At 77.4% G+C, this 15,328-nt stretch carries 17 protein-coding genes; 9 read left to right on the forward strand and 8 right to left on the reverse strand.

Features of this window, described 5'->3' with window-relative positions:
* Both ACI79F_RS04865 and ACI79F_RS04870 read left to right on the forward strand, forming a co-directional pair.
* Positions 1-666, forward strand: coding sequence for a mycothiol-dependent nitroreductase Rv2466c family protein (locus ACI79F_RS04865; protein WP_456543984.1), 666 nt, complete (start codon positions 1-3; stop codon positions 664-666).
* Between the two features lie 85 nt (positions 667-751).
* The gene (locus ACI79F_RS04870) at positions 752-1,507 is read left to right on the forward strand and encodes an SDR family oxidoreductase (RefSeq protein WP_456543983.1); all 756 of its coding nucleotides are present in this window, start codon (positions 752-754) and stop codon (positions 1,505-1,507) included.
* Here the strand turns inward: ACI79F_RS04870 and ACI79F_RS04875 are convergent.
* Together ACI79F_RS04875 and ACI79F_RS04880 are read right to left on the reverse strand one after the other, a co-directional pair.
* A complete protein-coding gene (locus tag ACI79F_RS04875) occupies positions 1,500-2,321 on the reverse strand; it encodes an MBL fold metallo-hydrolase (protein WP_456543982.1) in 822 nt (273 codons plus the stop codon). The genes ACI79F_RS04870 and ACI79F_RS04875 overlap by 8 nt on opposite strands.
* On the reverse strand, positions 2,318-2,887 hold the full coding sequence (locus ACI79F_RS04880; protein ID WP_456543981.1) for a DUF429 domain-containing protein: 570 nt from the start codon (positions 2,885-2,887) through the stop codon (positions 2,318-2,320). Before ACI79F_RS04880 ends, ACI79F_RS04875 begins: the two co-directional genes overlap by 4 nt.
* Before the next feature lie 26 nt (positions 2,888-2,913).
* Between ACI79F_RS04880 and ACI79F_RS04885 the strand changes: the two genes are divergently transcribed.
* Genes ACI79F_RS04885 through ACI79F_RS04895 form a run of 3 tightly spaced genes read left to right on the forward strand, consistent with a single transcriptional unit; the run spans position 2,914 to position 4,348 of the window.
* Entirely contained in the window at positions 2,914-3,426 is a 513-nt protein-coding gene (locus ACI79F_RS04885; protein ID WP_456543980.1) for a ribose-5-phosphate isomerase, read from the forward strand.
* Positions 3,423-4,013 (forward strand): hypothetical protein, encoded by a 591-nt coding sequence (locus ACI79F_RS04890; RefSeq protein ID WP_456578881.1) that lies wholly within the window; start codon positions 3,423-3,425, stop codon positions 4,011-4,013. The genes ACI79F_RS04885 and ACI79F_RS04890 overlap by 4 nt, the downstream gene beginning before the upstream one ends.
* Positions 4,014-4,039: 26 nt before the next feature.
* Positions 4,040-4,348, forward strand: a complete 309-nt coding sequence (locus tag ACI79F_RS04895; RefSeq protein ID WP_456543978.1) for a hypothetical protein — start codon at positions 4,040-4,042, stop codon at positions 4,346-4,348.
* Here the strand turns inward: ACI79F_RS04895 and ACI79F_RS04900 are convergent.
* The gene (locus ACI79F_RS04900; protein ID WP_456543977.1) at positions 4,345-5,586 is read right to left on the reverse strand and encodes a GNAT family N-acetyltransferase; all 1,242 of its coding nucleotides are present in this window, start codon (positions 5,584-5,586) and stop codon (positions 4,345-4,347) included. The two genes, ACI79F_RS04895 and ACI79F_RS04900, sit on opposite strands and share 4 nt — an antisense overlap.
* Positions 5,587-5,649: 63 nt before the next feature.
* On the opposite strand from ACI79F_RS04900, the gene ACI79F_RS04905 reads away from it, so the two are divergent.
* Entirely contained in the window at positions 5,650-6,003 is a 354-nt protein-coding gene (locus tag ACI79F_RS04905) for an MmcQ/YjbR family DNA-binding protein (protein WP_456543976.1), read from the forward strand.
* On the opposite strand, the gene ACI79F_RS04910 is transcribed toward ACI79F_RS04905, so the two are convergent.
* Positions 5,988-6,632, reverse strand: coding sequence for a response regulator (locus ACI79F_RS04910; RefSeq protein ID WP_456544060.1), 645 nt, complete (start codon positions 6,630-6,632; stop codon positions 5,988-5,990). The genes ACI79F_RS04905 and ACI79F_RS04910 overlap by 16 nt on opposite strands.
* A complete protein-coding gene (locus ACI79F_RS04915; RefSeq protein WP_456543975.1) occupies positions 6,632-8,026 on the reverse strand; it encodes a sensor histidine kinase in 1,395 nt (464 codons plus the stop codon). Before ACI79F_RS04915 ends, ACI79F_RS04910 begins: the two co-directional genes overlap by 1 nt.
* 267 nt (positions 8,027-8,293) lie before the next feature.
* On the opposite strand from ACI79F_RS04915, the gene ACI79F_RS04920 reads away from it, so the two are divergent.
* Together ACI79F_RS04920 and ACI79F_RS04925 are read left to right on the forward strand one after the other, a co-directional pair.
* Positions 8,294-9,928, forward strand: a complete 1,635-nt coding sequence (locus ACI79F_RS04920) for a hypothetical protein (protein WP_456543974.1) — start codon at positions 8,294-8,296, stop codon at positions 9,926-9,928.
* Between the two features lie 86 nt (positions 9,929-10,014).
* Complete coding sequence (locus ACI79F_RS04925) at positions 10,015-11,013, forward strand: sigma-70 family RNA polymerase sigma factor (RefSeq protein WP_456543973.1); 999 nt, start codon at positions 10,015-10,017, stop codon at positions 11,011-11,013.
* Positions 11,014-11,049: 36 nt separating this feature from the next.
* On the opposite strand, the gene ACI79F_RS04930 is transcribed toward ACI79F_RS04925, so the two are convergent.
* Positions 11,050-11,454: a nuclear transport factor 2 family protein gene (locus tag ACI79F_RS04930; RefSeq protein WP_456543972.1), complete on the reverse strand. Its 405-nt coding sequence runs from the start codon at positions 11,452-11,454 to the stop codon at positions 11,050-11,052.
* 28 nt (positions 11,455-11,482) lie between these two features.
* On the opposite strand from ACI79F_RS04930, the gene ACI79F_RS04935 reads away from it, so the two are divergent.
* Positions 11,483-11,971: a MarR family winged helix-turn-helix transcriptional regulator gene (locus tag ACI79F_RS04935; protein ID WP_456543971.1), complete on the forward strand. Its 489-nt coding sequence runs from the start codon at positions 11,483-11,485 to the stop codon at positions 11,969-11,971.
* On the opposite strand, the gene ACI79F_RS04940 is transcribed toward ACI79F_RS04935, so the two are convergent.
* Together ACI79F_RS04940 and ACI79F_RS04945 are read right to left on the reverse strand one after the other, a co-directional pair.
* Positions 11,968-13,044 carry a DUF2332 domain-containing protein gene (locus ACI79F_RS04940; RefSeq protein ID WP_456543970.1) on the reverse strand — a complete coding sequence of 359 codons (1,077 nt, stop codon included), beginning with the start codon at positions 13,042-13,044 and terminating at the stop codon, positions 11,968-11,970. The two genes, ACI79F_RS04935 and ACI79F_RS04940, sit on opposite strands and share 4 nt — an antisense overlap.
* 107 nt (positions 13,045-13,151) lie before the next feature.
* Positions 13,152-15,275, reverse strand: a complete 2,124-nt coding sequence (locus ACI79F_RS04945; RefSeq protein WP_456543969.1) for an MMPL family transporter — start codon at positions 15,273-15,275, stop codon at positions 13,152-13,154.
* Between the last annotated feature and the right edge of the window lie 53 nt (positions 15,276-15,328).

Raw genomic sequence — 15,328 nt, forward strand, 5'->3', positions numbered from 1 at the left:
ATGACCGAGGCAGTGCAGAGCGCGCCGGTGAAGGCCCGCGTCGACTTCTGGTTCGACCCCCTGTGCCCGTGGGCCTGGCTGACCAGCCGCTGGGTCCTGGAGGCCGCGAAGGTCCGCGACATCGACCTGCACTGGCACGTGATGTCGCTCGCGGTGCTCAACCGCGGGCGTGACCTGCCCGAGCAGTACCGCGAGATGATGACCAAGGCGATCGGCCCGGTGCGGGTGGCGATCGCCGCGGCCCAGCAGCACGGCGAGGAGGTCCTCGGCGACCTCTACACCGCCATGGGCACGCTGCGCCACCACGAGGGCGTCGAGCTCGACGAGCTGATCGTCCCGGCGTTGGATCGGGTCGGGCTGCCCACCTCGCTGGCCGAGGCCGCCACCTCGACCGAGTACGACGACGCCCTGGAGAAGAGCCACCACGAGGGCATGGACCCGGTCGGCGACGACGTCGGCACCCCGGTCATGCACATCGACGGCGTCGCGTTCTTCGGCCCGGTCATCAGCAAGGTCCCCACGGGCGAGGACGCCGGCAAGGCCTTCGACGGCGCCGTCCTGCTGGCCAACCTGCCGGACTTCTGGGAGCTCAAGCGGACCCGGCTCAACGGTCCGGACATGGACTCGGTCCCGGCCGACGCCCTGGAGCTCCGCCGCTCCGCCTGATGAAGGACCCCGCTGCCCCCCGCCACTCGCGAGCTCGCGGCGGGCCCCTGCAGCGGGGCCGGGTGGGACTCGTCATGCTCTTCGCGTGCCGAGTCCCACCCGCCAGCGCATCCTGATCACCGGCGCGAGCTCCGGCCTCGGCGCCGGCATGGCCCGCCGCTTCGCCGCCCGCGGCCGCGACCTCGCCCTCGTTGCCCGCCGCACCGAGCTGCTCGACGCCCTGCGCGAGGAGCTGCTCGCCGCGCACCCGGGCATCCGCGTCGTCACCGCCGGGCTCGACGTGGACGACGCCGCCGCCGTCGCCGAGGTCGTGCCGGAGCTGGCCGGTGAGCTGGGCGGCCTCGACCGGTTCGTGGCCAACGCCGGCATCGGCAAGGGCGCCTCGGTCGGCACCGGCAAGGGCTGGGCCAACCGCGCGACGCTGTTCACCAACGTGCTCGGCACGCACGCGCAGTGCGAGGCCGCCGTCGAGCTGTTCCGCGCGCAGGGGCACGGCCACCTCGTGCTGATCTCCTCGGTCGCCTCGATCCGCGGCATGCGCGGCACCCGGACGGCGTACGGGGCCAGCAAGGCCGCGCTCAACGCGCTGGCCGAGGGCATCCGCTCCGACCTGCTCGGCACCGGCATCGAGGTGACGACCGTGCTGCCCGGCTACATCGAGACCGACCTCAACGTCGGCCGCCGCGGGCCGTTCACCGTCGGCCTGGACACCGGCGTGGACGCGCTGGTCGCCGCGATCGAGCGGGAGCCGGTGCGCGCCTACGTGCCCGGGTGGCCGTGGCGCCCGGTCGCCGGCCTGCTCCGCGTGCTGCCGCTGCCGGTGGTGCGGCGGCTCACGTAGCAGCGGAGTCGCTCGAGCGCGGAGACCGTTCCCGAGCGACTCCGCTCAGCCGGGACGCCGCGAGCGCCATCGTCGCCGGGTCGTAGGGGCCGCGGTCCAGCCGCCCGGCGCGGACCGCGGCCAGCACCGCCAGCAGCTCCTCCCGCTGCGCGCCGACGAACGCCGCGTCGACCACCGCGCCGTGCCCCGGCACCACCGGGCCGCGGGCCAGGGCGTGCACCCGCCCGAGCGTCGCGGGCCAGTCGGCGGGGAAGGCGTCCTCGAACGCCGGCGGGGCGCCCTCCTCGACGAGGTCGCCGGCGAACAGCACCGTGCCGTCGCGGGCGGTCTCCACCTCCACGACGAGGTCGGCGTCGGTGTGCCCGCGGCCGAGGAACCGCAGGGTCACCTCCCGGCCGCCCACGTCGAGCACGGCGAGGTCGTCGACCAGCGCGTCCGGCGGGTCGACCGGCGCGGCCGCCACCCGGTCGGCGCCCGCGGCGTCCCCGGCCGCCCGCAGCTCCGTCACCCGCGCCGCCCGCTGCGCCTCCCCGGTGGCGACCAGCGCGGCCGCGCAGCCGCGCAGGCCCCACACGGTGGCCGGCCGGAACGCCGCGTTGCCGAAGCAGTGGTCGTAGTGGGCGTGGGTGTTCACCACGGCCCACGGGTGCGGGGTGACGCGGCGGACCGCGGCCATCAGGTCCGCGGCCTCGCCGAGGTCGGAGCGGGTGTCGACCACCAGGCACGCGCCGTCGCCGACCACCAGCCCGCAGTTGAGGTCCAGCGCCGCGTGCCGCCGGACGAACACCCCGTCGGCCACCTCGACGAAGGTCACCAGCTCACCCGCATCGGCCGGCCGCGGGCGTCCCGCTCGTCGGAGCCCACGCAGTCCGCCGTCCCGTCGGCGATCCGGCGGGCCGACCAGGCGGCGGCGCAGGCGTCCAGCGCGTCGACCGCCGGCAGCCCGGACGGGGCGTCGGCGAGGGCGTCGAGCACGTCCATCACGGGCTCGAGGGCGCGGATCCGCTGGGCTAGCCCCTGCGCGCTCGCCCTGGGCGCCCGGACCCGGTCGTCCAGCGCCCGGAAGGACAGCTCGGGGAAGACCTCGTGCACCCGCGGGTCGGGCCGGTCGCCGAGCGCGTCGTCCAGCGAGCGGATCGCGGCCACCAGCTGGAACGACTGCGCCGACAGCGACCGCCCGCCGGTGGCCGCCACCGACATGTCGCAGGCCCGGACGCCGTCGTCGGACAGGCCGATCGGCACGTCGATCCCGACCACCGACGCCCCCGGGACGGCGAGGACGGCGGGGGCGTCGTCGAGCGCCAACAGCTGCACCGACCGGCCCTCCAGCAGCGCGCCGGCCCAGCGCCCGCGCCACCCGTCGACTCCCAGCACCGCCACCGGGGGAGCCTGACAGACTCGGGCCCATGCGCGTCTTCGTCGGCACCGACCACGCGGGCCTGGAGTTCAAGGACCACCTCAAGCAGGCGCTGGCCGCGGCCGGGCACGAGCCGGTCGACTGCGGGGCGTTCGAGTACGACGCCCAGGACGACTACCCGCCGTTCTGCTTCGCGGTCGGCGAGCGGGTCGTCACCGAGCCGGGCAGCCTGGGGGTCGTCATCGGCGGCTCGGGCAACGGCGAGCAGATCGCGGCGAACAAGGTGCCCGGCGTCCGCGCCGCGCTGGTGTGGAACACGTCGACCGCCGAGCTCGCCCGGCAGCACAACGACGCGAACGTCGTCGCCGTCGGCGCCCGCCAGCACAGCGTCCAGGAGGCCACCGAGCTGGTGCTGCACTTCCTGGCGACCCCCTTCAGCCAGGACGAGCGGCACGTGCGCCGGATCGGGCTGATCGCCGACTACGAGCGCGACCGGCACCGGCCGGCCGGCGGGCTGCCCACCCGCTCGGAGGCCCCTGCCCGGGAGACCCCAGCGGGATGACCCCCGGGGAGCTGCGCCGGGTCGCCGCGGCGGCCCGCGAGCTGCTCGCGACGGTGCCCGACGGCGCGGCCCGGGTGCCGGCGATGGACGACGACGTCGCCGGCGTGACCGCGCACGTCACCGGTTGCCTGATCTGGTACGCCCAGGACCTCGCCGCCGGCGCCGAGCGGGCCGACGGGTTCACCCTGGGCCGCCGTCCGGAGGCCGCGCTGCCCGAGCTCGTCCGCCAGCAGGCCGCCGCCGCCGAGGTGCTCGCCCGCACCGTCGAGGGGGCGGCCCCGGGCGACCGCGGCTGGCACGACTGGGGCCGCCCCGACGCCTCCGGGTTCGCCGCGATGGGCGCCGCCGAGCTGCTGCTGCACACCGCCGACGTCGCCGGTGCGCTCGGCCGGGACTGGCAGCCGCCGGCCGACCTCGCCGACGCCGTCCTGGTGCGGCTGTTCCCCTGGGCGCCGGCCGACGCCGACCCGGTCGCGGCGCTGCGCTGGGCGACCGGCCGCGGCGAGCTGCCCGGGCTGGAGCCGGTGGCCTCGTGGCGCTGGCACTGCTCGCCGCTGGAGGAGTGGGACGGCGCGCGCCCCCTGTGACCGCCGGTGGGATCTAGGGTTCTGCCATGGCGAGATACCTGCTTCTAGCGCTGAACGGGCCCACCGACGGCGAGGGGGACGAGGAGGCCTTCAACACCTGGTACGACGAGGTGCACCTGCCCGACCTGCTGTCGATCGACGGGGTGCGCAGCGCCCGCCGCTACCAGGTGGTCACCGGCAACCGGATGGACTGGCCCTACGTCGCCGCCTACGAGATCGAGACCGACGACGTCGAGGCGTTCATGGCCGACCTGGGGACCAAGCCGCGGCCGTTCACCCCGGCGATGGACCGCACCCGCTCCGGCTTCGTCCTCGCCCGGCAGATCTCGGACTAGAAGTCGTCGGGGCACCACGGCGCCACCGGCCAGGAGAAGGCGGTGGCCGCCAGCGTCACCGCGCCCGGGCTCACCTCGGTGACCCGGCCGGCCGCCTGCAGCGCCGCCAGCGAGACCCCGCCCAGGTAGGCCGCGGCCAGGTCCTCCACGCCGAGGACCAGGTCGGGGTCGCTGTCGGTGCGCGCGCAGAAGCCCCCGGCCGGGTGGGCGGTGAGCGCCCAGCGCCCGTCGTTCCACGGGCAGAACACGTCGCGGACCTCGAACACCAGGTTGATCGGGGTGGGGTAGCGGCGGGCGGCCAGCGCGCGGCCGACGTCCACCAGCCGCACCCACAGCGTGTCGACCGGCCGGGCCTGCAGGGCGCGCGGATCGGCGACCAGGTGCCGCAGCGGGTCGTCGACCGACGCCGTCGGCGCCTTCACCGTGCGCACCAGGTCGATCGAGAGCAGGTACCGCCACAGCGCCACCCGGGCCGCGGGGTCGGCCGCCCAGACCTCCTCGACGGTCAGCGTGCCGTCGGCCCGCCCCGCGTCGTCCCACCTCGGGCTCACCCGGAACGTCGCGCAGCCGGTCACCGCGCCGTCCGGCCCGGTGTGCAGCAGGTACCGCCGGGCCGAGGCGCCGTGCCGCCGGTCGCGGGGGTCCTCCAGCAGCCGGTCCCACCAGGCGGCGGGGCGGGCCAGGGCGCCGGGCAGCCCGCGGCGCAGCCGGTCGTGCAGCGGCACCGCGGCGGCCCGGTAGCCCTCGGCGTCCACCGGCGCCACCGTGCCCGTCCCCGGGTCGGCGTCGGGGCGCAGGGCGAGCTCGGTCGTGCGGCCGGTGAAGCCGCCGCGCCAGGCCGCCGGCGCGTAGCCGTACCGCCCGTAGATCGGCCCCTCGGAGGCCCACAGCGCGGCCACCGGCTCGCGCTCCTGCTCCTGCAGCTCGGTCAGCTGCCGCCGCATGATCGCGGTGAGCACGCCCCGGCGCCGGTGGGTCGGGGCCACGGTCACCCAGGTGACGCCGGCGCACGGCACGACGGCGCCGGGCACGGTCAGCTCCCGGCTGTAGATCCCCGCCGTGGCGACGACCCGGTCGCCCTCCCACAGGCCCAGCGACCGGTCCATCTCGGCGACCCCGCGCGGCGCGGCCAGCCACTCGTCGGTCGGGTCGTCGCCGAACGCGGTCACCATCGCCCGGCCGAAGGCCGGCCACTCCTCGACGGTGGCGGGGCGCAGGCGGGCGGTCAGATCGTCCACGCCTGCTGTCTACCGGGCGGGGACGACGGGGCGCGACCCGGTTCCCCGGGGCACCATGCGCCCGTGCCCGCCACCCCCGAGGACGTCCGCGCGATCGCGCTCGCCCTGCCCGAGGCCACCGAGCGCCCGGCCTGGGACATGGCCTGCCTGCGCGTGCGGGACAGGATCTTCGCGTCGATGCCGCCGGAGGAGACCTGGGTGGCCATCCGGCTGGCCGAGGGGGAGAACCGGGCGCTGGCCGCCGAGCGGCCGCAGGTGTTCAGCGTCCCGCACCACTACCGGAACTCGACGATGGTGGTCGCCGACCTGGCGGCGGTCGACCGGGCGGAGCTGGCGGAGCTGCTCACCGAGGCGTGGCGGCTGCGCGCGCCGGCCCGGCTGCGCGCGGCGTTCGACGAGGATCAGGAGCGCAGGTAGGCCAGCGTCGCCATCACCCGGCTGTTGCGGTCCTCGTCGGGGGCCAGCCCGAGCTTGGCGAAGATCCGCTGGGTGTGCTTCTCCACCGCGCCCGGGGTGACGACGAGCAGCCGGGCGATCGCGGCGTTGGAGTGCCCCTCGGCGATCAGCCCGAGCACCTCCCGCTCGCGCGGGGTCAGCCGGCGCACCGGGTCGTCGGCCCGCCGCCGGGCGAACAGCTGCGCCACCACCTGGGGGTCGAGCACCGTGCCGCCGGCGACGACGTCGGACAGCGCCGTCATCAGCTGGTCGAGGTCGGACACCCGGTCCTTGAGCAGGTAGCCGACCCCGCCGCGGCCGTCGGCGAGCAGCTCGTCGGCGTAGGCCACCTCCACGTACTGGGAGAGCACCAGCACCGCCGTCCCCGGGACCGCGCCGCGTGCCTCGACCGCCGCGCGCAGGCCCTCGTCGGTGTGCGTCGGCGGCATCCGGACGTCGACGACGGCGACGTCCGGGTGCAGCGCGGCGACGGCCCGCACCAGGGACGGGCCGTCGCCGACCGCCGCCACGACCTCGGTCCCGGCCTCCTCCAGCAGGCGCACCAGGCCCTCCCGGAGCAGCACCGAGTCCTCGGCCAGCACGACGCGCATCACGCTCCGGGCACCTCCGCGGTCAGCCGGGTCGGCCCGCCGCGCGGGCTGTCCACGGTCAGCGTGCCGTCGGCCGCGCGCACCCGGTCGGCCAGGCCGGCCAGGCCGTGCCCGGGGGCGGCCACCGCGCCGCCGGTGCCGTCGTCCTCGACGACGACCCGCAGCAGCCCGTCCGCGCGGGAGACCGCCACCCGGCACACCGACGCGCCGCTGTGCTTGGCCACGTTGGCCAGCGCCTCGCTCACCACGAAGTACGCGGTGTTCTCGACCGCCGGGGCCAGCCGCTCCTCGGGCAGCTCGACGGCCAGCTCCACCGGCACCGGGGAGCGGGCGGCCAGCGCGGCGAGGGCGGCGGCCAGGCCGCGGTCGGCCAGCACCGGCGGGGCGATGCCGCGGGAGAGGGCGCGCAGCTCCTCCAGCGCCTCGCGGGCCAGGCCGGCGGCCTCGCCGAGCGTGGTGCGGGCGGCGGCCGGGTCGCGGTCGAGCTGCCGCTGCGCGCGGGCGAGGTCCATGCCGAGTCGGACCAGGTGCTGCTGCGGCCCGTCGTGGATGTCGCGCTCGAGCCGGCGCAGCGCCACGGCCTCGGCGGCGACGGCGGCGTCGCGGCCCTGGGTGGCCCGCTCGATCTGCTCCTGGGCGGCGGCGCGGGAGGTGAGCAGCGCCCGGCCCACCTGCGCCTGCAGCAGCGCCACCCCGCGGACGGCGAAGGGCAGCAGGAGCGCGAAGACCAGCCCGATCAGGGCGTAGAAGAGGATCCGCCGCCCCGCGGTGCTCTCCTGGCCGAGCAGCTCCAGCAGGTCCTCGTTGTCGGGGTCGGTGCTCGGGTCGGGCAGCGCCCAGTCCCAGGCGCCGTAGGTCAGCCCGCCGAGCGCGACCGCCCAGAACGTCACCGCGACGACGAACGACAGGATCGCGAACGGGAACCGGACGACCGCGTGCAGCGCGTCCAGCCAGCACTGCGCGTCGCGCAGCGGCGTCAGCAGCCGACGCAGCGGGGTCCCCTCGGCGCGCCGGTAGGCCGGGCGGGGCAGGTCGCGGCGCAGCACCGCGGGCAGCCACGCGCGTTCGGCGGTCGCGAGGCCGCGAGCCGCGACCAGCGTCAGGGCGAGTACCGCGACGCCGACCCAGACGACGAGCAGGCCGGCGCCGACCGACAGGCCGGTGACGACGACGACGAACGCGGCGATCGCCACGGGGAAGGAGGCCAGCGCGTAGCCGGTGTCGACGCCGAGCTGGCGGACCGGGCCGCGCCGCCGGCCGGCGGGCGAGGGGACGGCGGGGACCCGGAGGGTGTCGGTGGTGGTCACGGCGTCCGCCGTGCCGCCGGGGACGAGGGCGCCGGGAGCGGGGGCGCCGGGGGTGAGGACGTCGGTGTCGCGGGTGTCGGTGGCCATGGCGTCGAGCCTGGTCGCGCGGAGGGCCCCGGCCGATCCCGCCACCCGGCCGGTCCGGTGTCGGGCTGGCCCGACGATCGGGCGGTGCGGGGCCCCGCGGTCGGCTCGATGTGCATCTCGGCGGCGATGCTCCCGGCGGGCGGGGGCGGTGTCCAGATCCGGGCCGGGGTGTCGCCGGGCGGCTGCCTCGTTAGGGTCGGGCCGGCCCCGGGGCCGGCCTGGGCAGCGGAGCCCGCGGCCGCGCGGGGCCGGGGGAGGGATGCGGTCGTGCGCAGCAGGACGGCGGGTCTGGGGCTCGCGCTCGTCCTCGTCGGCGGGTGCACCGCCGGCCAGGCCGAGGAGGGCGACGGCGAGGGTGAGCAGGACGCGGCGTCGGTGGCCACGGCGACCCCGGGGGAGCCGCTGACCCTCGTCGGCGACGCCGACCCGGTCGCGGCCGCCGCCTCGGCCAGCCGGGCGCTGTTCACCGAGGCCGGCGTCGCCGTGGTGGCCCGGGACGGCGACCGCGCCGGCGAGCTGCTGGGCGCCTCGGCCGCGGCCGGGCTCGGCGTCCCGCTGCTGCTGGAGCCCGACGGCGGCGGGACCGTCGTCGCCGAGGAGCTGGACCGGCTGGGCGCGACCACCGTGCTGGCCGTGGGCGAGGCCACCGCCGAGGGCGCCGACGTCGAGGTGGTGGCCGTCGCCGCCGACCCGGGCGCCGTCGAGGGCGCGACCGGGCTGGACCTCGGGGACGCCGAGGAGGTGGCCGAGGACGGCGCGGTCGCCGCCGTGGCCGCCCTCGACCCCGACGCGCCGGCGGCGCTGGTGCCCGAGGACGGCGACCCCGGCGGCGGGGGCGGGGACGGCCGGCTGCCGGAGGTGGACCGCGCCGAGCCGCTGACCGGCACCCTGGTGCTGACCACGGGCGCGCCGGAGTCGCTGGCCGCCGTGGCCACCGCCCGCGCGGCGGGGGCCCGGGTGGAGGTCCTCGACGACGCCGACCCGCGGGCCTCGGCCGACCTGACCGAGCTGCTCGCGGAGTCCGCGCCCGAGGCGGTCGTCGCGCTCGGCGCCGACCTCGCCGCCGAGCCGGGCCTGGACTGGAAGCTCGCGGCGGCCGGCAGCGGCGAGCAGCTGCCCGGCGGCGGCCAGCTGCTGTTCCCCGGCCGGATGCTGATCGCGCTCTACGGCCACCCCGGCACCGGCGCCCTCGGGCTGCTCGGCGAGCAGGACGTGACCGGGGCGGTCGACCGGGCCCGGCAGTACGCCGCCGAGTACGAGCCGCTGGTCGAGGCGACCGTCGTCCCCTCGTTCGAGATCATCGCGACGGTGGCGTCGGAGTTCCCCGGCCCCGACGGCAACTACTCGACCGAGGCCGACATCGAGGTGCTGCGGCCCTGGGTCGAGGCGGCCGGCGAGGCCGGCATCTACGTCGTCCTGGACCTGCAGCCGGGCCGGACGGACTTCGTCACCCAGGCCGAGCTGTACCGCCCGCTGCTCGAGCTGCCGCACGTCGGGCTGGCGCTGGACCCGGAGTGGCGGTTGGCGCCGAACCAGGTGCACCTGACCCAGATCGGCTCGGTGGACGTCGAGGAGGTCAACCGCGTCGTCACCTGGCTGGCCGACCTGACGCGGGAGAACGCGCTGCCGCAGAAGCTGCTGGTGCTGCACCAGTTCCGGCTGGACATGATCCCCGGCCGGGAGCGGCTGGACCTCTCCCGCGACGAGCTGGCCGTGCTGGTGCACGCCGACGGGCAGGGGCCGCAGGGGTCGAAGCAGGCCACCTGGCAGGCGCTGCGGGCCGGCGCGCCGCCGGTGTGGTGGGGCTGGAAGAACTTCATCGACGAGGACGCGCCGATGCTCACCCCGCAGCAGACGGTGACGCAGGTCAGCCCCGTTCCCGACCTGGTCAGCTACCAGTAGCGCGGGGGCTCCCGTTCCGTCGGTCCCGTGTGGTGAGCTGACCACCCGCCAGCGACCACTGGGGTCCGCGACGACCAGGAGGAGCCGTGACGACTGTCCTGCCCGGCCAGACCGGCGAACTCGACCCGCGGCTGCTGGAGCACCGCCGGGAGCTGACCGGCTACTGCTACCGCATGCTCGGCTCGTCGTTCGACGCCGAGGACGCGGTGCAGGAGACGATGGTGCGGGCCTGGCGGGGGCTGGCCGACTTCGAGGGCCGGTCCGCGCTGCGGTCGTGGCTGTACCGGATCGCCACGAACGTCTGCCTCGACCAGCTCAACGGCCGGCAGCGGCGCGCGCTGCCGATGGACCTGTCGGGCACGTCGTGGCAGCCGGTCGAGGCCTCGCTGGCGGCCACCAAGCCGGCCGAGGCGTGGGTGGAGCCGGTGCTCGACCGCCAGGTCATCGCCGAGGACGCGGACCCGGCCGAGCAGGCGGTCCAGCGGGAGTCGATCCGGCTGGCCTTCGTCGCGGCGCTGCAGCACCTGCCGCCGCGGCAGCGCGCGGTGCTGCTGCTGCGCGAGGTCCTGCGCTGGCGGGCCGAGGAGGTCGCCACGCTGCTGGAGACCACGGTCGCCTCGGTCAACAGCGCGCTGCAGCGGGCGCGGGCGACGCTGGCGGCCGTCGGCGGCGAGCTCGACAGCCGGCCGCTGGACGCCGACCACCGCGACCTGCTCGACCGCTACGTGGCGGCCTTCGAGCGCTATGACATCGAGTCGTTCGTCGCGCTGCTGAAGGAGGACGCGACGCAGCACATGCCGCCGTTCGAGATGTGGCTGCGCGGCCGCGAGGACATCGGCACGTGGATGCTCGGTCCCGGCTCGGCGTGCCGGGACTCGCGGCTGATCGAGCTCAGCGCCAACGGGTCGCCCGCCTTCGCCCAGTACCGGCCGACCGAGGGCGGCGGCCACGTGCCGTGGGCGCTGCACGTGCTGGAGGTCGAGGACGGGCGGATCGCCCACATCTCGAGCTTCCTCGACCTGGAGACCGGCCTGTTCGTGAAGCTGGGCCTGCCCGCGCGGCTGGGGCCCGAGCCCGCCTCGTGACGGCCGACCGCGCCGCGCGGCGTGGCCCGGCCCGGCTCAGCCGAACGGCGGGTAGCAGTCGAACGTCTCGTGCTCGACGATGCGCCCGTCGGCGACCGTGAGGAACGCGGCGACGGCGGCCTCCAGCCGGTCGCCGGCGGCGAACGGCCCGCGGCCGGTGCCGACGGTCGCGCTCCAGCGCGCCCGCACGGCCGCGCGCCCGCCGTGGACGAGCACCTCGTCGACGACGAACTCCTGCGCGCTGAGCAGCCCCCGGCCGGCCCGGAACGCGGCCAGCACCTCGTCCCGGCCGCGCACGGCGCCGCGCGGGGTCACGGCGTTGGGGTGCTCCACGACGCGCGCCGCGGGCGCGAGCAGGGCGTCCAGGTCGGCCTCGGGGGCCGACAGGTCCCCGACGACCCGGTAGTAGCGGCGGACGACGTCCTCGACCGGAGTGGACACGGCCGCAGAGTTGCACAACCATGGTTGTGTGTCCAGTGACATCGACCTCGTCTCCGCGCTGTCGCTCGTCGGAGCGGCCGCCGACCGGCACGTGCTGGCCGACCTCCGCGCCGCGGGCTTCCCCGAGGTGCGTCCGGCGCACGGCTACGTCGTGCAGCGGCTGGTGGCCGGGCCGCAGACGGCCACCCAGATGGCCGCCGACCTCGGGGTCAGCCAGCAGGCGGTCGCCAAGCTGACCGGGGAGATGACGCGGCTGGGCCTGGTCGAGCGGGTGGCCGAGCCCGGCGACGCCCGCCGCCGGCCCCTGGCGCTCACCGACCGCGGCCGCGCGGTCCTCGCGGCGGCCCGGGACAGCCGCGCCCGCCTGGCGGCCGAGATCACCGCGGCCGCCGGCGGGGAGGTGGCCGTCGGGACCGCGCTCGGGGTGCTGCGGGCCGCGATGGGCGTGCTCGGCATCGCGGACGCCGTCCGGCAGCGGCGGGTCCCGCTGCCGCCCGAGGCCGGCCCGCCGGTCTAGTCGCGTGCGGCGAGCCAGGACAGCAGGCGGCCGCGCGACCAGCAGCGGCCGAGGGCCTCGGCGGGCCGGCCCGGCCCGCCGAGCAGCGTCAGGCCGACGATGCTGTGGCCCGAGGCGGGGCGGTCGCCGAGCGTCGGGACCCCCGGCGCGACGCCGACCCCCTCCACCGACACCCACGCCACCGGCCGGACGGCCGCGGCGTCCTCGAGGCGGTGCAGGAACTGCGGGCGCCGGGCGGCGGGGAGGGACGACAGCGACCACGCCGTCGTGACGACCGGCAGGGCGCCGGCGGGCACCCGGCCGACGGCGTCGGGCAGCGCGTCGACGACGTCCCCGCGCACCAGGAGCGGCGGGGACGCCGCCGCCAGCGCGATCCCCGCGTCCAGCAGCGCCCGCCGCTCCGGCCGGTCCGGTGCCACGCCGGCGCGCAGCCACCGGACGTCGTCCGGGTCAGTGACGTCGAGCGGGTCGGGGCCGACGCCGATCCGGGCGGCCACCGCGGGCACCGGCCGGGCCGGCACGGGCCGGTCGCCCACCACCGCGCACGCCACGCGCACCGGGGACGACGGGTCACCCAGCACGCGCCCGTCGTCGTACGCGACGGCCACCCGGTCGACGTGCAGGTCCAGGCCGGCCGTGCCGCCCACCCCGACCAGCCCGACCGCGGTCGCGCCGACCCGGCGGGCGGCCTCGGCGACGGCCGGGGCCAGCACGGCGCAGCGGGCGGTGTCCCAGGTCGCGGGCTGCCGGCGGCGCGCGGCCAGCGCGGCGACCGCGTCGGCGTCCCGCAGCAGGGTGTCGACCGCCGCGGCGGCCGCGGCGTCGGCGTCCCCGGACGCGAAGGCCGCGGCCAGGTCCGGAGCCCGCCCGGCGAGGGCGAGGTCGTGCAGCGCGGCGAGGACCAGCGCGGGCTGCCGCCGGCGCGCCGGCGCCCGCTCGATCGCGGCCAGCGCCTGGTCGGACCGGCTCAGCGCGACGGCCGTCGCCGCGGACAGCGGCGACGTCCCCGCGGCGTCCGCCTCGCCGAACCGCCGGTACACCTCCGCGAGGGTGCGGGGCGGCTCGCGACGCACCCGGCGACCCTAGCCGCGCCCGCGCCCGCGACCCGAGAGGCACAGGAAGCTCTACCCACGTCCGGGGCGCCGGGGCGTGGGTAGAGCTTCCCATGCCTCGAGTGGGGTCAGACCGGGGCGGGCTCCGGCTCGCGGCGGGCGGCCGCGGAGGCGACGGCGACGGACGGCGCCTCGTCGCGCAGCCCGAGCCGGTCGTGCAGCCGGCGCAGCGGGGCCGGCGCCCACCAGTTGCGGCGGCCCATCAGCGTCATCACCGCGGGGAGCAGGAGCAGCCGCACCAGCGTCGCGTCCACCACCACGGCCAGCGCCAGCCCGAGCCCGATCTGCTTGATCGGCGAGAACCCGCCGGCCACGAAGCCGGCGAACACGACGACGACCAGCAGCGCGGCGGCGGTCACCACCCGCCCGGTCCGCTGCAGCCCCCGCTCGACGGCCAGGTCACTGTCGCCGGTGCGCCGGTGCTCCTCGGCGATCCGGCCGAGCAGGAACACCTCGTAGTCCATCGACAGGCCGAACGCGATCGCCAGCACGATGACCGGGGTGGTGATGCTCAGGCTGCCCAGCGCCTCGGTGCCGACCAGCGCGCCCAGGTGCCCGTCCTGGAACACCCACACCAGCGCGCCGAAGCTGGCGCCCAGGCTGAGCGCGCCCAGCAGCAGCGCCTTGAGCGGCACCACCAGCGACCCGGTGAACAGGAACAGCAGCACCGTCGTGGCCCCGCCGATCACCAGCAGCATCCAGGGCAGCCGCGAGGTCAGCGCGTCCTGGTAGTCGGCGAGCTCGGCGGCGTCCCCGGTGACCAGCACCCCGGCGGGCCCGTCCAGCGCGCGGATCTCGTCGACCAGCCGCATCGCCACCGGGCCCTGCGAGTCCCCGGACGGGACGACGTCGAGCACGGTCAGCCCCGGCGCGTCGGCGCGCACCGACACCTCGCGCACCCCGTCGAGCGCGCCGAGCCGGGCGGCGTAGTCGTCCGCCGCCGGCAGCGCCCCCGGGACGACGACGGTGACCGGGTCCACGTCCGGGCGGTCGAAGCGCGCGTCGGCGAGCTCGGCCAGCTGCCGCGACGCCGACGCCTCGGGCAGCGAGCGGGCGTCAGGGTCGGCGAACCGCACGCCCAGGAACGGCGTCGCCGCGAGCAGCAGCAGCCCGGAGACCCCGACCACCACGAGCAGCGGGCGGCGCCGCACCCGCCGGGCGATGCGGGCGAAGCCGGCGCACCCGGCGGTGCGGGCGCGGGCCGGGCCGATCCGCCGTCCGCACCGGGCCAGCAGCGCCGGCACCAGGGTGAGCGCCGCGACGAGGTCGAGCAGCACGACCGCGAGGCCGGCCAGTCCCATCGAGCGGAGGAAGTCGTCGGGGAAGACCAGCAGCCCGCTGAGCGCCGCGGCCACGGTCAGCCCGGAGAAGGTCACGGTGCGGCCGGCGGTGGCGAAGGTGCGCGGCAGGACCGTGTCGTCGTCCGCGCGGGCCTTCTCCTCGCGGAACCGGGAGACCAGCAGCAGCCCGTAGTCGACCGCGAGGCCGAGGCCGAGCATCGTGACGACGTTGACCGCGTACACCGAGACGTCGGCGACGGCGGTGGCCAGCAGCAGCGCGCCCAACGTCGCCCCGACGCCGGCCAGCGCCACCAGCACCGGCAGGCCCGCGGCCACCACGCCGCCGAACAGGACGACCATCAGCACCAGCGCGATCGGCATGGAGACGACCTCGGCGCGGGCCAGGTCGCTGGCGGCCTGGTCGTCCATCTCGTCGTCCTGCAGCGGACCGCCGCCGACGACGGTGCGCGGCGCGTCGGCGGCGCGGAGCAGCGCGGCGGCGTCGTCCACGGCGGCCTCGCCGGCCGGGCCGGGCTCGAAGGTGACGGCGACGGCGACCGCGCGGCCGTCGGTCGCGACCAGGCCCGAGTCGCCGCCGGACCACGGGGTGGCGACCGCGGCCACGCCCGGCAGCGCGGCGAGCTCGGCGGTCAGGCGGTCGACCTCGGGGCGCAGGTCCTCGGCCGGGCGGCCGTCGAGGACGGCGGCGACGGTGTCCCCACGCGGGGCGGCGGAGCGCAGCAGCTCGTTCGCCCGGGCGGACTCGCTGCCGTCGATCGACCCGACGTCCCCCTCGAGGCGCTCGAACAGCGCCGGGGCGCACAGCACGCCGCCGGCCAGGACGACCGCCCACAGCAGCAGGACGAGCCGGCTGCGGCGGGCGGACCAGGCAGCGAGGCGGGGGATCCACATGGCGGTCTCCTCGGGTCGGATCGGGGAGTCCGACGCTGCCGCCCGCACCCCCT

The organism is Blastococcus sp. SYSU D00868, assembly GCF_054050575.1.

What these genes read in the sequence shown, in the direction of transcription:
- ACI79F_RS04865 (WP_456543984.1), top strand. Translation starts at nt 1, where the DNA reads ATGACCGAGGCAGTGCAGAGCGCGCCGGTGAAGGCCCGCGTCGACTTC.
- ACI79F_RS04885 (WP_456543980.1), top strand. Translation starts at nt 2,914, where the DNA reads ATGCGCGTCTTCGTCGGCACCGACCACGCGGGCCTGGAGTTCAAGGAC.
- ACI79F_RS04910 (WP_456544060.1), bottom strand. Translation starts at nt 6,632, where the DNA reads ATGCGCGTCGTGCTGGCCGAGGACTCGGTGCTGCTCCGGGAGGGCCTG.
- ACI79F_RS04945 (WP_456543969.1), bottom strand. Translation starts at nt 15,275, where the DNA reads ATGTGGATCCCCCGCCTCGCTGCCTGGTCCGCCCGCCGCAGCCGGCTC.
- ACI79F_RS04895 (WP_456543978.1), top strand. Translation starts at nt 4,040, where the DNA reads ATGGCGAGATACCTGCTTCTAGCGCTGAACGGGCCCACCGACGGCGAG.
- ACI79F_RS04890 (WP_456578881.1), top strand. Translation starts at nt 3,423, where the DNA reads ATGACCCCCGGGGAGCTGCGCCGGGTCGCCGCGGCGGCCCGCGAGCTG.
- ACI79F_RS04915 (WP_456543975.1), bottom strand. Translation starts at nt 8,026, where the DNA reads ATGGCCACCGACACCCGCGACACCGACGTCCTCACCCCCGGCGCCCCC.